General features: G+C 37.6%; 14 protein-coding genes. 13 read left to right on the top strand and 1 reads right to left on the bottom strand.

Annotation, left to right across the window (positions count from 1 at the left end; all coding sequences use genetic code 11):
* Positions 1-95 precede the first annotated feature (95 nt).
* The 12 genes from KORDIASMS9_RS03485 (at position 96) to KORDIASMS9_RS03430 (ending at position 10798) form a co-directional block, all read left to right on the top strand.
* The gene (locus KORDIASMS9_RS03485) at positions 96-599 is read left to right on the top strand and encodes a hypothetical protein (RefSeq protein WP_114901504.1); all 504 of its coding nucleotides are present in this window, start codon (positions 96-98) and stop codon (positions 597-599) included.
* Positions 596-1732, top strand: coding sequence for a pyridoxal phosphate-dependent aminotransferase family protein (locus KORDIASMS9_RS03480; RefSeq protein ID WP_114901503.1), 1137 nt, complete (start codon positions 596-598; stop codon positions 1730-1732). The genes KORDIASMS9_RS03485 and KORDIASMS9_RS03480 overlap by 4 nt, the downstream gene beginning before the upstream one ends.
* Complete coding sequence (locus KORDIASMS9_RS03475) at positions 1729-2118, top strand: DUF2007 domain-containing protein (RefSeq protein WP_114901502.1); 390 nt, start codon at positions 1729-1731, stop codon at positions 2116-2118. Before KORDIASMS9_RS03480 ends, KORDIASMS9_RS03475 begins: the two co-directional genes overlap by 4 nt.
* Complete coding sequence (gene bioD / locus KORDIASMS9_RS03470) at positions 2118-2729, top strand: dethiobiotin synthase (protein ID WP_114901501.1); 612 nt, start codon at positions 2118-2120, stop codon at positions 2727-2729. The genes KORDIASMS9_RS03475 and bioD overlap by 1 nt, the downstream gene beginning before the upstream one ends.
* Positions 2729-3994 carry an adenosylmethionine--8-amino-7-oxononanoate transaminase gene (bioA, locus tag KORDIASMS9_RS03465; RefSeq protein ID WP_114901500.1) on the top strand — a complete coding sequence of 422 codons (1266 nt, stop codon included), beginning with the start codon at positions 2729-2731 and terminating at the stop codon, positions 3992-3994. Before bioD ends, bioA begins: the two co-directional genes overlap by 1 nt.
* A 23-nt stretch (positions 3995-4017) precedes the next feature.
* On the top strand, positions 4018-4593 hold the full coding sequence (locus tag KORDIASMS9_RS03460; RefSeq protein WP_114901499.1) for a tyrosine-protein phosphatase: 576 nt from the start codon (positions 4018-4020) through the stop codon (positions 4591-4593).
* A gap of 307 nt (positions 4594-4900) precedes the next feature.
* Complete coding sequence (locus KORDIASMS9_RS03455; protein WP_205318063.1) at positions 4901-6058, top strand: beta-ketoacyl synthase N-terminal-like domain-containing protein; 1158 nt, start codon at positions 4901-4903, stop codon at positions 6056-6058.
* 42 nt (positions 6059-6100) lie between these two features.
* Positions 6101-6721: a hypothetical protein gene (locus tag KORDIASMS9_RS03450; RefSeq protein ID WP_114901497.1), complete on the top strand. Its 621-nt coding sequence runs from the start codon at positions 6101-6103 to the stop codon at positions 6719-6721.
* A gap of 28 nt (positions 6722-6749) precedes the next feature.
* The gene (locus tag KORDIASMS9_RS03445) at positions 6750-8144 is read left to right on the top strand and encodes a flotillin family protein (RefSeq protein WP_114905132.1); all 1395 of its coding nucleotides are present in this window, start codon (positions 6750-6752) and stop codon (positions 8142-8144) included.
* A gap of 56 nt (positions 8145-8200) precedes the next feature.
* On the top strand, positions 8201-8680 hold the full coding sequence (locus KORDIASMS9_RS03440) for a hypothetical protein (RefSeq protein ID WP_114901496.1): 480 nt from the start codon (positions 8201-8203) through the stop codon (positions 8678-8680).
* A gap of 28 nt (positions 8681-8708) precedes the next feature.
* On the top strand, positions 8709-9818 hold the full coding sequence (gene bioB, locus KORDIASMS9_RS03435) for a biotin synthase BioB (RefSeq protein WP_114901495.1): 1110 nt from the start codon (positions 8709-8711) through the stop codon (positions 9816-9818).
* A 110-nt stretch (positions 9819-9928) separates the two neighbouring features.
* Entirely contained in the window at positions 9929-10798 is an 870-nt protein-coding gene (locus KORDIASMS9_RS03430; protein WP_114901494.1) for a cupin-like domain-containing protein, read from the top strand.
* A gap of 2 nt (positions 10799-10800) precedes the next feature.
* Here the strand turns inward: KORDIASMS9_RS03430 and KORDIASMS9_RS03425 are convergent, their stop codons facing one another.
* Positions 10801-11277, bottom strand: a complete 477-nt coding sequence (locus tag KORDIASMS9_RS03425) for a regulatory protein RecX (RefSeq protein WP_114901493.1) — start codon at positions 11275-11277, stop codon at positions 10801-10803.
* A 98-nt stretch (positions 11278-11375) separates the two neighbouring features.
* Here KORDIASMS9_RS03425 and KORDIASMS9_RS03420 point away from each other — a divergent pair, with 98 nt between their 5' ends.
* Positions 11376-15872, top strand: coding sequence for a lamin tail domain-containing protein (locus tag KORDIASMS9_RS03420; RefSeq protein ID WP_114901492.1), 4497 nt, complete (start codon positions 11376-11378; stop codon positions 15870-15872).
* Positions 15873-15875 lie beyond the last annotated feature (3 nt).

Below are 15875 nucleotides of genomic sequence, written 5' to 3'. Positions count from 1 at the left end.
AGCCTATTTTATTATTGAAAAAATTACCATCCAATAATCACATTTCTCCATAAAATCTTCGCAAATTTCCATAGAATAATCCCTATTTTTACCTCATGAAAGATGAAGTTGTAATCTCGCAAGGAAACAGACCGCTTTGGCAAAATGTGATAGCAGCATTGTTGTACGCAACAGCAATTACACTTGCGGTACTCTTCTTTTATGAATTCGAATTCTCCTTGGAAAGAACCAAACTTATGAGAAACATAAACACGTTCGAATTGGCAACTTTTGCACTCATGTTTGCTTTTTATTTCTCTATAATTCAAGCATATTATTTCGATTTCAAAAACAATCGTTACAAACACGAACGTTCATTCCTAATATTTAAACAAGGAACATGGAAACCATTGCCTGCACTAGAATATATTTCAGTATTTAAGAAAAATGTAGACACGTATGAAGTAAATTTATGGTATGCTGGAAACAAACATTTTAAAATATACCGTTTGGTCAATGGTGATGAAGCAATGAAAGTAGGAAAACAACTAGCCACAACATTACAAATAGATTTGCTAGATGCAAGAATAGCTCATAATTCGAAGTGGATTGATTTATGAAAATACCCAAAAAAATACACGCAAAATTACAACAACGCATCCAAAACAACAGTTTGCGCTCACTTTCAGTATCCACAGATTTGGTTGATTTTGCATCGAATGATTACTTAGGATTTGCTACTTCGGAAACGATCTTTAACAAAACGCATCAATTTCTCATAGACAGAAACCTACAACAAAATGGCGCCACAGGATCGCGTTTGCTTTCAGGGAATCATCTACTATATCAAGAAGTAGAAGCACAACTCTGCCAATTTCACAATGCAGAAAGTGCGTTGCTCTTCAACTCCGGATACGATGCCAATATTGGGTTTTTCTCGGCAGTGCCTCAACGTGGAGATGTCATTTTTTATGACGAATTCATTCATGCGTCCATTCGTGATGGTGTTGGAATGAGTCATGCAAAATCATACAAATTCACACACAACGATCTTACAGACTTACAAGAAAAAATTCAAAAAATACAACAATCCAATACTCCCGATCAAGAAATCTATGTTGTTACAGAATCTGTATTTTCCATGGATGGCGATTCGCCCGATATAAAAACCTTGGTAGAATTGTGTAAAGCTTCAAATGTATTTCTAATTATAGATGAAGCGCATGCGTTGGGTGTTTTTGGTGAAAACGGACAAGGAATATTACACGAATTAAACCTAGAAAATGACGTATTCGCCAGAATCTACACATTTGGAAAAGCGCTAGGGTGTCACGGAGCTGCAATTTTAGGAAGCGAAACCTTAAAAAGCTACTTGGTCAACTTTGCACGAAGTCTCATTTACACAACTGGTTTATCGCCACATTCGGTAGCTACGATCAAAATTGCCTATGACGAACTCACTGTAACAACCGAAATACAACGTTTACAACAAAACATTCGTGTATTTCAAGAAGCTACAAAAAATCTAAACTTCATTCCTGGAAATGCGGCAATTCATTGTTGTATCTTTTCTGGAATTGAAAATGTGAAAAACGCAGCAAAAAAGCTACAAGAAAAAGGATTTGAAGTCAAACCTATTGTATCGCCCACAGTTCCCAAAGGAAAAGAACGTTTGCGTTTTTGTATACATTCATACAATACAGAAACTGAAATAAAAGCAGTTGCCAACGCACTACAAAGACTGAAACTATGAAAAACGATTTTTACACAGTAACCACTTTTGAATACACCGCAGAAGCACGTGTCATGCAAGGAAAATTCATGTCGGAAGGCATCGAAGTGTTTCTAAGAGACCAGTATACTGTAGATGTAGATCCGTTTGTAAGCAACGCAATTGGAGGTGTAAAATTGCAAGTGCATTTGCAAGACAAAGAAGCTGCAATTGCCCTTTACAACGAATTGCGCGAATATGAAGTAGATAGAAAAAGAAACAGAATTATTTGTCCTAATTGTAATGAAAACAAAGTGCTAATTGCACCACCAAAGAAAAATTTACTATACCTGTTATTTCCATTTATAGAACCAAAACGCTATCAATGCAACGTATGTGGAGAAATTTTTAAACCAGAAGAAAACTAATGCAAAAAAAAATATTCGTTACAGGAATTTCTACCGAAGTTGGTAAAACAGTCGCTTCTGCAATTTTAACTGAAGCATTGGAAGCAGACTATTGGAAACCTATACAGGCGGGCGATTTAGACAATTCAGACAGTCACAAAATAGAAAAATACATTTCTAACAAAAAAACTAAAATTCATCCGAATAGCTATGCGCTCAATACGCCGATGAGTCCGCACGCTTCCGCGGAAATTGACAATCGTACCATAAATCTGGAAGAAATTCAAGAGCCAACAACGGAAAATCATCTCGTTATTGAAGGCGCAGGCGGCATTTTAGTACCGTTAAATGATGAAAACACCATTTTAGATCTCATCAAACCTGAATATCACGTTATTGTGGTGTCGCGCCATTATCTGGGAAGCATCAATCATACATTACTAACGGTAAATTTATTGAAAGAAAAAGGGTTCAACGTGTCTATTATTTTTAGTGGAGAACAACATCCAACAACAGAAGAAATCATCAAAAAAATGACCAATATTCCTGTGATCGGACGCATTGATGAAGAACCGTATTTTGACCAAAATGTCATTCGCGAATACGCGGAAACATTCAAATCAACACTATAATGAGCTTACAAGAAAGAGATAAAAAACATCTTTGGCATCCGTTAACGCAGCACAAATCGCATCCCAATCACATTGCAATTACCAGCGCAAAAGGAGCCGTTTTATACGATGAAGATGGCAATGAATATATTGACGGAATCGCTTCATGGTATACCTGCGTGTACGGACATTGCAACTCGTATATCATTGAAAAAGTAACGGCGCAAATGCACAGCTTGGATCATGTGGTTTTCACAGGATTCACGCACCAACCTGCGGTAGAACTTTCCGAAAAACTTATCGACATATTACCCGACAATCAAGAAAAATTATTCTTCTCTGACAATGGTTCTACAGCAATTGATGTCGCGATCAAAATGGCATTGCAATATCATTTCAACAACAACGAAAAACGCGGAAAAATCATCGCGTTGGAAAACGGTTTTCATGGAGATACGTTTGGTGCGATGTCAGTTTCAGGATTATCCGTCTACAACGGACCGTTTGAAGAATTCTTTATAGATGTAGCACGAATTCCTGTGCCCAATGCTGAAAATATAGAAGATGTAAAAGCACTATTCACACAATTAATTACCAAACACAAAGTAGCTGCTTTCGTTTATGAACCGTTAGTGCAAGGTGCGGCAGCAATGCAAATGCACAAAGCTGAACATATCAATGAAATCTTAAAAATTGCACAGCAACACAATGTCGTTACAATTGCCGACGAAATTATGACAGGTTTTGGAAAAACGGGAAAAAACTTTGCTTCTGAATACATAGAAACGCAGCCTGATATTATGTGTTTGTCCAAAGCGCTTTCTGCAGGAATGGTGCCCATGGCAATTACGAGTTGCAGTGAAAAAATTTACAGTGCTTTCTATGCGGACGACATGAAAAAAGGCTTCTTTCACGGGCATACCTATTCGGGAAATCCGGTGGCGTGTAGTGCCGCTATTGCGGGAATTGAATTGCTGCAATCTGATGAAATGCAGGTAAATTTGAAACGGATAGAAGCTTCCCACAAAAAATTTGATCAAGAAATACAAATACATCACAAAGTTGCAGCTACACGACAACAAGGACAAATATTTGCGCTCGATCTCAACATCAAAATGGAACGATATGGAAACCTGCGCGATCAACTTTTCAATTCGTTTATGAGCAAAGGTGTCTGTTTACGTCCGTTGGGAAATACCATTTACATTTTAGCGCCATACATTACAACAGATGCGCAATTGGAACAAATTTATCAGGCAATTCGTGATACGCTAGATGAGCTATAACTAACTTTCGCAATACAACACCTATGGGATTAGACTATACAGATGGCTGCGTAAATTTTAGAGATGTTGGTGACTATATAAATCTCATCAGTGGAAAAAAAATAGTGCAAGAAAACCGACTCTTACGAGGTGGAAGTATTGATTATGTAAAAACACCTGACGAAATAGGACATGCAAAAACCATCATCAACTTACGAAACGGTGCAGATGATGCTGTATTTGAAGTTGACTATTATCATTTTCCCATGGCCAACAAGGTTGAAAAATACGATACCAGTCAAAAAGAAGTAAAAAATTGGCTCAATAAAATCATAAAAACGTTCGAAAATCCAGCGGTACAATTTCCAATACTTGTGCATTGTTTATCTGGAAAAGATCGCACAGGAATTGTCATTGCAGCGATATTATTAATTCTTGAAATTCCCCAAGAAACCATCATAGAAGAATATTTACTCAGCGAAGGTGAAGTAAAAAAAGAATGGATTCGTCTGGCAATAGACGGAATGCAAGATATACACACCTATTTTGATAGAATTGATCTTCCAATAGTTCAAAAACAATTGAAGAAGAATCTTTTAAATAACGTGAGTTCGACTTAAAAAACCTTTATTTTACTTGTAATTTACTGAAAAATAAACACTTGTCAGTTCGAGCGCAGTCGAGAACAGCTAAGAATTGATATTTTCAAAGGAATCTCGACTGCGCTCGATTTGACATTAAGTGTAATGTATTAACAATAAAGTACATAGCATAATATTTATATCGAACTCACGTTAAATACTACTTTCTAAATTAAAATCCAACAGACTTTTTCACACAAACAAAATGAATTTCAAACTCGTCTACAAATGTTAGCAAATCATCACATTTCTTACGATATTAGCACTCTCAATATATGTCGATATGATGCATGATTGTATTTCAATAACAGGCTTGGGTTCGGTATCTCCATTAGGAAATACGCAAGCTGAAATCTGGAAAAACTACCTTAACAACTCACATTGTTTTCAACAAAAAACAATTCAAGATACAAAAGTATATACAGCATCACTTTCTGCCACAGCAGAAGCAGCCGTAACCGCGTTGAAAAATTCCAATTCAAAATATAAAAATCTAGACAATAGTGTTTTATATGCAATGATAGCTTCGCGAATTGCTATTGAAAACGCAGGTTGGAAAAACGAAAGTGACTTCGGAATCAACATGGGTTCGTCACGTGGAGCAACGACACTTTTTGAAAAATATCACAAAGATTTTTTACAAGATGGACACGCACAAACGCTAAGTTCACCAACCACAACATTGGGTAATATTTCTTCGTGGGTGGCGCACGATTTGCAAACTGCTGGTCCACAAATATCACATTCCATAACCTGTTCTACCGCATTGCATGCGCTACTCAACGGAATTGCCTGGTTGCAATCGGGAATGGCAGATAAGTTTTTAGTCGGCGGAAGTGAAGCACCATTAACACCATTTACCATTGCACAAATGCAAGCATTGCACATTTATGCCAAAAAAGAAGCAGCGTATCCGTGTATTTCCTTAGACTTAGAAAAAAAGCGAAACACCATGATTTTGGGCGAAGGTGCCGCTGCTATCTGTTTGGAAAAAGGAGAAAAGTCAAGTGCATTAGCAAAAATTAGAGGCATTGGCTATGCAACTGAAATTTTAAAACACAATACGTCTATTTCTGCAGAAGGTATCTGTTTTGAAAAGTCGATGCGTATGGCAATCCAGCAACATTCACCAGCAGAAATTGACGCAATCATACTGCATGCGCCAGGCACGATAAAAGGCGATTTGGCAGAATATCAAGCAATCAAAAAAATATTTTGTAACAAAATGCCAAGTTTAACTACGAATAAATGGAAAATAGGTCACACTTTTGGAGCTTCAGGAATATTAAGTGTAGAATTAGCAATTCTGATGATACAGCAACAACAATTCATCTCAATTCCGTATCTTGATCAAGGAAAAAAACCGAAACAACTAAACAACATTTTAGTGAATGCGGTCGGATTTGGAGGGAATGCTGTTTCAGTATTGTTATGCAAAGACTAAATTCAACAAAAAATTAAAAATAACACATTAAAACCGTATGCTATGGGAGATTGGTTTTCAGCATTAACAGCTTTTGAAAAAGGGTATTGGATCATCGCTGCAATATCATCCACAATTTTTGTATTTGTATTAATCACTACTTTTTTAGTAGGTGATGCAGATGGCGTGGACGGCGACGTAGATGCCGAAATAGAAAGCGATACAGGAATTGGTTTTCAATTCTTTACATTCAAAAATTTGGTAGCGTTCTTTACCATTTTTAGCTGGGCAGGAATCTCTTCCATCAATGCAGGTTACGGAAAAGGTGTGACTATTTTAATATCCACATTAGCTGGCTTGGCAATGATGTTTGTCATGGCGTCGCTTATTTACTATATAAACAAATTGGTAAGTAGCGGAACACTCAAACTAGAAAATGCGATAGGAAACGTAGGAGAAGTGTATTTAACCATCGGAGCCAATCGTTCCAAAATAGGAAAAGTACACGTCAACGTTCAAGGAGCATTACGCGAATTAGACGCACTTGCCGACAGTAATGAAACACTCAAAACAGGAACTGTAGTAGAAGTAATCGAAATTACAGGAACCGGAATATTAATCGTTCAACCAATAAACAAAACAAATTATGACAAAAGCATTCCTCTTATTGCAAATGCAAAATAGTGGTAGCGATGGAAATCCAATTGGCGAAATGTCTGGACTTATCTTACTCGTCGCCGCTGGACTCTTTATCTTTTTATTAATCACAGTATTTATACGTAGATATAAACGCTGTCCTTCAGATCGAATTTTAGTAGTATATGGTAAAGTTGGTGGCGGAGAATCTGCAAAATGTATTCATGGTGGAGCAGCATTTATACTACCAGTGATTCAAGATTATGAATTCTTAGACTTAACGCCCATCTCCATAGAAGTAAACTTGGTCAATGCTTTGAGTAAGCAAAACATTCGTGTGAATGTACCTTCTCGATTTACCATTGGTATTTCTACAGAACCAGGCGTTATGCAAAATGCAGCCGAACGTTTACTTGGATTAGGTCAGAATGAAATTCAAGAACTTGCACAAGAAATTATCTTCGGACAATTACGTTTGGTAGTGGCTTCAATGGATATTGAAGAAATTAATTCCGATAGAGATAAATTCTTAACGAACATTTCACAAAGCGTCGAATCAGAATTAAAGAAAGTAGGTTTAAAACTAATCAACGTAAACATTACAGATATCGTTGACGAATCAGGCTATATTGAAGCACTTGGTAAAGAAGCAGCAGCACATGCAATTAACGCAGCACGTAAATCGGTTGCAGAAAAAAATAGAGATGGTTCTATTGGTGAAGCAAATGCATTACAAGATGAACGTACACAAGTAGCCGCTGCAAATGCACAAGCAGTAGAAGGAGAAAACACCGCAAAAATTGCTGTAGCAAACTCTGATTCCTTACGTAGACAGCGTGAAGCAGAAGCAGAACGTGTGGCAATAGCATCTGAAAAAGTGCAATCGGCAAAAGCCTTGGAAGAATCGTATGCAGCAGAGCGTGAAGCAGAAGTTGCCAGAGCAGAAAGAGAACGTTCTTCACAAATGGCAGATGTTATTGTTCCTGCGGAAATTGATAAAAAGAAAGTAGAAATTGATGCAGAAGCAGAAGCAGAACGCATTCGTAGAAAAGCAAAAGGGGAAGCAGATGCTATCTTATTCAAAGCACAAGCAGAAGCACAAGGTCAGTACGAAGTATTAACGAAGCAAGCAGCAGGTTTAGAAGAAGTTGTAAAAGCTGCGGGCGATAGCTCCAGAGATGCCGTTCTATTATTAATTGCTGATAAATTACCTGAATTGGTGAAACTACAAGCAGAAGCAATTAAAAATATTAAAATTGATAAAGTGACCGTTTGGGAAAATGGTAGTGGCGGAAAAGATGGAAAAACTTCTACGTCCAACTTTATTTCAGGCATGTACAAAGCGGTTCCGCCATTACAGGAAATGTTCAACATGGCAGGAATGGATTTGCCAGAATATTTAAAAGGAAAAGACATTACAGAAGTCGAAGCTACTACTTCGGACGACGCTGATGCTACAACAGAAGAATAAACATACAAAACACTATAAAATCCGCCGTTGTGCGGATTTTATCTTTTACACAAACAATGAAAAAAAACATAGTTTTTAAGCGTAAAGTTCCGATCATGCGTTATGTATTTGGTGTTGCTTTTTTCTTTATGGGAATTGCTTGGCTGGTGACTGGAAATTTATTTGGAATGATTTTCTGCGGAATGTCCATCTTCTTCTTTAATAGAGACGGATCAGAAATTGAGCTAGACATCAAACGTTACAGAACTTTTGTAGAGTTGTTTGGCTTTCGTTTTGGGAAATGGGAAGATTTGCCCGATATTGAATATGTTTCAGTATTCAGCACTACAGAATCGGCAAAAGTACGCGCATTATCTGCGGAAGCTACTGTAAAAAATGATATCATTGTACTCAATTTATTCTACAATGGAAACCACCGCATCAAAGCCTATGCAACAACTGATAAGGAAGATGCGTTTAAAGTAGCAAAACAAATTGCAGAAAGATTAAAAATTGATATTTTAGACGCCACAGAAGCAGAATCTAAATGGATATAACTATTTTTGTCACCAAATTCACTTTTTTATGAGCAACATACGACACAATTGGACGAAAGAAGAAATCATAGAAATTTATAATAAACCCATGATGGAACTGTTGTACGAAGCCGCAACAGTACACAGAATTCATCACGACCCAAATACAGTACAAGTCTCTACATTACTATCTATAAAAACGGGCGGTTGCCCAGAAGATTGCGGGTATTGTCCGCAAGCAGCACGCTATCATACCGATATTGAAGGCAACGATTTAATGACCGTTCCGCATGTAAAAGCACAAGCATTACGCGCCAAAGCTTCTGGAAGTTCACGTGTATGTATGGGAGCTGCATGGCGAAATGTAAAAGACGGACCAGAATTCGATCAAGTATTGGAAATGGTGCGTACCATCAATAAATTAGATATGGAAGTGTGTTGTACACTGGGAATGGTGACAGAAAATCAAGCGCAACGTTTGGCAGAAGCCGGATTGTACGCATACAATCATAACTTAGACTCTTCGGAAGAATATTATAAAGAAGTTATTTCTACACGTGGGTACGAAGATCGTTTGGAAACCATTGACAATGTGCGCAAAACCAATGTAACGGTTTGTAGTGGAGGAATTATCGGAATGGGTGAATCGGTAGCAGATCGCGCAGGCATGCTAGTCGCGTTAGCTACGCTAAATCCGCAACCAGAATCTGTGCCAATCAACGCTTTAGTTGCTGTTGATGGAACGCCGTTGGAAGATGAAAAACCTGTAGAAATCTGGGAAATGATTCGTATGGTAGCTACCACAAGAATTGTAATGCCAGAAACGCAAGTACGTTTATCTGCGGGAAGAACTAATATGAGTAGAGAAGGACAAGCAATGTGTTTCTTCGCGGGAGCAAACTCTATCTTTGCAGGCGATAAGTTATTAACGACACCAAATCCAGATGTCAATGAAGACATGAAAATGTTTGAAATGTTAGGATTAAACCCACAAAAACCATTCACCAAAAAAGTGCAACCGCAAACTGTAGAAGCAGAAGATTCTCAATATCAAGCATTGGGAGAAAAACCAAAATGGTCAAGACCCGATCATACAATTGAACGAAACGAAGAAGCCAAACAAAAAAAGAAAGCTGCAGTATTAACGAAAAAACAATAATGAGTACCAAAAAATAGTTACTAAAGAGCTCATAATTGGGCTCTTTTTTAATTTAAAAAAATAATATTTCGTAACAATTTAGTAACTTAGCTATCATAAACGTTAGAATTTTGAAATTGAATCTGCAAGAAATTCCAAGGGTTAACACAATTACCAAAGAAGACTTTATAAAAAATTACTTCAAGCCGCAAAAACCTGTGGTGATAGAGAATTATATAGAAGATTGGCCTGCGTACAGCAAATGGAGTTTGGACTATATGAAAGAGATTGCAGGCGATATTGAAGTGCCTTTGTACGATGACAGACCTGTAGACTATAAAGACGGTTTCAATGAAGCACATGCCAAAATGAAAATGTCAGAATATGTGGATTTGCTCAAACGTGAACCTACAAAATATCGTATTTTCTTGTGGAATATTCTAAAAGAAGTACCATCCTTGCAAGAAGATTTTACCTTTCCTAATTTTGGATTAAAGTTGATGAAATCTTTACCAATGTTATTTTTTGGAGGAACCAATTCGCATACGTTTATGCATTATGATATTGATTTGGCCAATATCTTTCACTTTCACTTTGAAGGAAAAAAGCAATGCATTCTATTTGATCAAGAGCAAAGTAATTACCTCTACAAAATTCCACATTCTTTGATTGTTCGTGAAGACATTGACTTCTCCAATCCAGACTTTGAAAAATGGCCAGCACTACAAAAAGCACAAGGATATATTGCAAACTTAGAACATGGCAACATTCTCTATATGCCTGAAGGTTGGTGGCATTACATGAAATATATAACACCAGGTTTTTCCATGAGTTTACGCGCGATTGCTAGAAAACCAAAAAACTTTGGACAAGCGATATACAACTTGTTTATTATGAGAAATTACGACAATTTCATGCGCAAAATAAAAGGTCAAAAATGGATCGATTGGAAAAATGAACAAGCCATTATCAGAACACATCGTAAAAATAGTATTGTGTAATATTACTTCACAATCTCATTGATCTTTTGGTACACCAAATGCGATTCCCAACCACGATACAATAAATAATCAGCAATTTTCTTTTTTCGCTTTAGCGGATTTGTCTCTTTTACGGCTTTTGCGCGTTTCTGTGCCAATTCATTAAGTGTTGCAAGATAGGTAGTTTCTTCAATTTCTTTCAAGGCAGCATCAATCACAAACTTAGAAATATTTCGAAACTTCAATTCTCTGACAATGCGCAAACGCCCCCACTTTTTAATGCGAAATTTCCCTCTAGCAAAACTTCTGGCAAAACGTTCTTCATTTAGAAAATTATCTTGAATTAATCCGCTAACAATTAGGTCAATTGCCTCGGGTATCATGTTCATGGTTTGTAACTTTTCTACAACTTCTTTGTGACAACGATCTTGATATACGCAAAATTGTTGTATTTTTACCATAGCTTCTGTAAGAGAATACGATTTTTCATTTAACGACATAAGCAAAAAAATAACTATTTATTCACACTTACAAAAAAAAAGCTTTTGATTATTTAATAATTATCTAGTATTATTGTAGGTATTTAACATGCAGCGGTATGAAAAAAAAAATAGCCCCAGTTTTCTTTTTTCTAATGTGTTTTTTGAGTCATGCTCAAATTTTAACATTTGACTTCAACGGATTAGCAGGAAATGAAGCTTCAGCAGCATCTAACTTTAATGATGCAAATTTAACATCTTCCACCATAACAAGAGGTAGCGGATTAACAGCATCCAATAACGGAAATAGATTTAATGCAACTTCTTGGGCTACTTCAAATATAGCCAATGCCGTTTCAGGAAACGATTATATGGAATTTACAATTACGCCAAACAGTGGATTTGAATTTGATGTAACAACGATGGTTTTTAATGTACAACGATCAAATACAGGATTAAGAGGCATTGCTGTTAGAAGTTCGCTAGACAGTTACGCTGCTAATATTGATACAGAAATGGCAATTGCCGACAACTCAAGCACACAAGTAATCACATTTTCAATAAGTCAAACAGGAAATACAGCAGCCGTAACCTACAGAATATATGGATGGGCTGAAGCTACAACAGGTTCTGGAGGATTTGAAGGTTCTGGCAATGACATTATCGTAAACGGAACAGTCTCATTATCGTGTACAGACGCTATGGATTTTGCCAATGTGCAATTTCCAACAACAGCACAAACCATCACAGTCGGTGATAATTTTACAGTTTTTGCACAAACCTTTGAGTCAGGAGTTACCGAAGCCGCTGGCGCAGGTACTGGCGTAGAAGCTTGGATAGGATATAACACCACAAACAATGATCCAAGTGTTGGCGCTGGTTGGACATGGATTGCAGCAACATTCAATGTGCAAGTTGGAAATAATGATAAATTTAGTGCCGAAATCGGTTCCGCATTGCCTACAGGAACGTACTTTTATGCGAGTCGCTTTCGACTCAATAGCTGTAATTTCACCTATGGCGGTTCTGGCGGTGTTTGGAGTAATGATTCGGTACAATTAACGGTTGATCCAGATACAGCTGATTTCTGTAATGTAGATTTTCCAAAAACAGGAACCATTACACAAGGCGATAATTTTAGTGTATTTGCACAAGTATATGAACCTGGAATTACAGATGCTGTAGGGCAAGGTGCCAATGTAGAAGCGTGGATTGGTTACAACACAACGGACAATGATCCTAGAGTAGATGCAGGTTGGACATGGATTGCAGCAACGTATGATTCTGATAGTGGCAATAACGATCAATATACCGCGGAAATCGGTTCAGCATTAACGGTAGGAACCTATTACTACGCGTCACGATTTAGAATCAATAGTAGCGATTTTACCTATGGTGGAATTTTAGCAGATAATATGGGGAACTTTTGGGATCCTGTGACGTACAATTCGGGAATTTTAACCATAAATCCGCCACCAACTGCCGATGTTGTGATCACGGAAATTATGTACAATACCTCAGGGACAGACGACGAATGGATAGAGATTTGTAATGTTTCGGGAAGTTCACAAGACATAAGTTCATACATCGTTGATGTTGGCGGAACTACAGAACATACGGTAGATGTAAGTACGATTCTCGCTGATGGCGATTGTATCACAATTTCATTAGGAAGTAATGGTGACGGAACGTACAACCCAGGATGTAACTTTACACCAGATCAAGGTGAAGATGCCAGTACAAATAGCACAAATAATTTAGTAAATTCATCTGATACAATTACGTTATTTGCAGCAGATGGAACTACTGTTGCTGATGTAGTTACCTATTCAACTGCCGATGGCGCAAACGGTAATGATGCTTCTTTGCATGTAATTGATGCGTCTTTAAACAATTCTTCTACAGGAACAAACTGGCAAGAAGTCACTGTTGGAGGTTCACCAGGAACAAATGCGTTACTTTCTCCCTGTGCTACTACACAAGTAGCATTTGTAGCAACAACTTCCACTCTAGCCGAAGATGGTGCTTTTATTGATATCTGTGTTGCTATCACCAATCCGAGTGGTTCTGTAGCAACAACAGTTGAAGTTGCCTTAGATGGTGGAAGTACAGCAACCAATGGAACCGATTATGACGATGGTGCCGGAACACCTGCAGCCATTTCATTTCCCGTAACACTTACCTTTCCTGCTGGTTCATCTGCGAATCAGTGTGTAACGATATTTATTTCAAATGATGATGCTGTGGTAGAACCGAGTGAAACGGTCATTTTAAATTTACAAAATGTTTCTGGAGGAACGACACCTTCTATTGGAACAAATTCAACGCATACGTTAACCATTACTGACAATGATGGTGCAGGTTCTAGCGATATCATGATCACGCAATACTATGAAGGTTCAGGAAATAATAAATGGATTGAAGTAAAAAATGTAAGTGGCGCAGTCATTCCCGCAAACACCTATTATATTGTAGTTTTAAACAATGCAGATGCGGATAATCCTGCGGCAGCTGATCCTTCAAACGCTGGTTCACCTTCGTTTAATAATAACACGATCATATCCACAGATTTGGCTGTTGGAGAAGTAAGACGTTACCGAGAAAATACAGCTATTTTGCCAGCATATGCATCTCCGGGAGAAACTGGATATGATGGAAATCCTACGTTTGATTTTCCATCAACAGCAAGTCTATTTAGTGGAGATGATTTGGTGATAATTACCACAAGTCTCGATAGCAATACATGGGCAAATAGAGTAGATGTTATTGGTGATGGAACAACTTGGGGTGATCGTAGATGCTTTGTGCGAAACTCTTGTGTAGCAACAGGTCCGTCAACTACGTTTGATATTAATGATTGGGTTGAATTTACAGATACAGAAGTTGAAAATCCTGTTTCTGGAACCAACCCATATTTAGGAGAACATGAAGAAAGTGCTACTACATGGAATGGTTCTTCGTGGAGTAACGGATTGCCTGATCGTTCAAGAATAGTGTCTTTGTCGGGAAATTACAATGCTTCTACGGATGGAGATTTAGTAGCATGCTCGTTATCTGCAGATAGTGGTATCACAGTGACTGTTCCTAGTGGAACATTTATTGATATTCAAAACGATTTAACAGTAAGTGTTGGCGGAACGTTCAATGTTGAACACCAAGGTTCGTTGATTATGGTAGACGATGCAGGAACAGTTTCTGGAACTGTAAATGTAGAAAAAACGACAACTTCCTTTGAGCAATACGATTATACCTATTGGTCTTCTCCTGTAACAAGTACCACTTTTGGAACAGCTTTGAGTAGTTGGCGTTTAGATCGAGCTTATAGATATATAGCTGCTAATTTTGAAGATTTAGATGCTGATGAACTTGATGATAATGACGATATTTGGTCAAATATGCTTTCAGCAGATACAATGTCTCCAGGTGTCGGTTATGCAGTTATGGGACCAACTACAGGAACGTTTCCAAGAACAGAAACCGTAACTTTTAGCGGAACGGTTAACAATGGTGTTATTACGTCGCCTATTAGTTTAAGTGCAGATGCAACCGATGCTGATGACGATTGGAATTTTGTGGGAAATCCGTATCCATCAGCGATAAGTGCGGATGATTTTGTGGCGCTCAATACAAACATTACTGGAACTTTGTACTTTTGGACACATGTAGATGACGCTTCCATGTCAAATCCTGGTCCAGATGTATTCAATTACAGTACGGACGATTATGCAATGTATAACGCAACAGGAAGTGTGGGAACAGGTTCTACAAGTGGAAGTACGGCACCAACAGGTTTTATAGCTTCGGGACAAGGATTCTTTATAGAAGCCATTACGGCAGGTTCGGTCACGTTTAACAACAGTTTGCGAAGTAGTGCGTATGACAATACAAATTTTTACAGATCGAGTGATGATGCTGAGGAATTTTCCACAGAATCTACCCAAGTAGAACGCGATCGAATTTGGTTAAATCTTACCAATGCAGATGGTGCATTTAGTCAAATATTAATCGGATTTTTAGAAAATGCGACGTTGCAAAAAGATCGTTTGTATGATGGAATTCGATTGAATGGTTTCAACTATTTACGACTCTACTCAAAAGACGCAACACATACGTACGGAATTCAAGGACGACCAACATTTGCGGATACTGATATTGTTCCTGTAGGATATGATTCAGCGGTTTTGGGAGACATTACGATTAGTATCGATCAAATGGAAGGAATTTTAAATACAGCCGATGTAGATGTGTTTTTGAAAGATTTAGACTTAAACATCACACACAATTTAAAAGTTTCTCCGTATACATTTACGACTACGGATGGAACGTTTCCAAATAGATTTCAACTACAATTTATCAACAATATTTTGAGTGTGGATGAAGAAGTGCTTGCCGAAGATGCATTAGCTGTTTATTTAAACAATACTAAAGAGATCGAAATCAAACAACGTACAGGCACGGAAATCAATAGCGTAAAAGTATATTCAATGCTAGGACAATTGGTGGGAATGACTTCAAACATGAATCAGAAGATTTCTTTACGAGCACAAGCTTCTGGCGTATATTTGGTGGTAATTGATACTGAAAAAGGTTCGTTGACGAAGAAAATTACGCGGTAATTC

The sequence above is a fragment of the Kordia sp. SMS9 genome (genome assembly GCF_003352465.1).
Lineage (GTDB): Bacteria > Bacteroidota > Bacteroidia > Flavobacteriales > Flavobacteriaceae > Kordia.
The sequence above is the reverse complement of the archived record's forward strand: the minus strand, read 5'-3'. Positions and strand labels throughout refer to the sequence as shown.

Bases quoted from the DNA above. Each gene is read 5' to 3' on its own strand.
- bioA (WP_114901500.1), top strand. From the start codon at position 2,729: ATGAGCTTACAAGAAAGAGATAAAAAACATCTTTGGCATCCGTTAACG.
- KORDIASMS9_RS03450 (WP_114901497.1), top strand. From the start codon at position 6,101: ATGGGAGATTGGTTTTCAGCATTAACAGCTTTTGAAAAAGGGTATTGG.
- KORDIASMS9_RS03480 (WP_114901503.1), top strand. From the start codon at position 596: ATGAAAATACCCAAAAAAATACACGCAAAATTACAACAACGCATCCAA.
- KORDIASMS9_RS03475 (WP_114901502.1), top strand. From the start codon at position 1,729: ATGAAAAACGATTTTTACACAGTAACCACTTTTGAATACACCGCAGAA.
- KORDIASMS9_RS03460 (WP_114901499.1), top strand. From the start codon at position 4,018: ATGGGATTAGACTATACAGATGGCTGCGTAAATTTTAGAGATGTTGGT.
- KORDIASMS9_RS03440 (WP_114901496.1), top strand. From the start codon at position 8,201: ATGAAAAAAAACATAGTTTTTAAGCGTAAAGTTCCGATCATGCGTTAT.
- KORDIASMS9_RS03485 (WP_114901504.1), top strand. From the start codon at position 96: ATGAAAGATGAAGTTGTAATCTCGCAAGGAAACAGACCGCTTTGGCAA.
- KORDIASMS9_RS03455 (WP_205318063.1), top strand. From the start codon at position 4,901: ATGCATGATTGTATTTCAATAACAGGCTTGGGTTCGGTATCTCCATTA.
- KORDIASMS9_RS03425 (WP_114901493.1), bottom strand. From the start codon at position 11,277: ATGTCGTTAAATGAAAAATCGTATTCTCTTACAGAAGCTATGGTAAAA.
- KORDIASMS9_RS03445 (WP_114905132.1), top strand. From the start codon at position 6,750: ATGTCTGGACTTATCTTACTCGTCGCCGCTGGACTCTTTATCTTTTTA.
- bioD (WP_114901501.1), top strand. From the start codon at position 2,118: ATGCAAAAAAAAATATTCGTTACAGGAATTTCTACCGAAGTTGGTAAA.
- KORDIASMS9_RS03420 (WP_114901492.1), top strand. From the start codon at position 11,376: ATGAAAAAAAAAATAGCCCCAGTTTTCTTTTTTCTAATGTGTTTTTTG.
- bioB (WP_114901495.1), top strand. From the start codon at position 8,709: ATGAGCAACATACGACACAATTGGACGAAAGAAGAAATCATAGAAATT.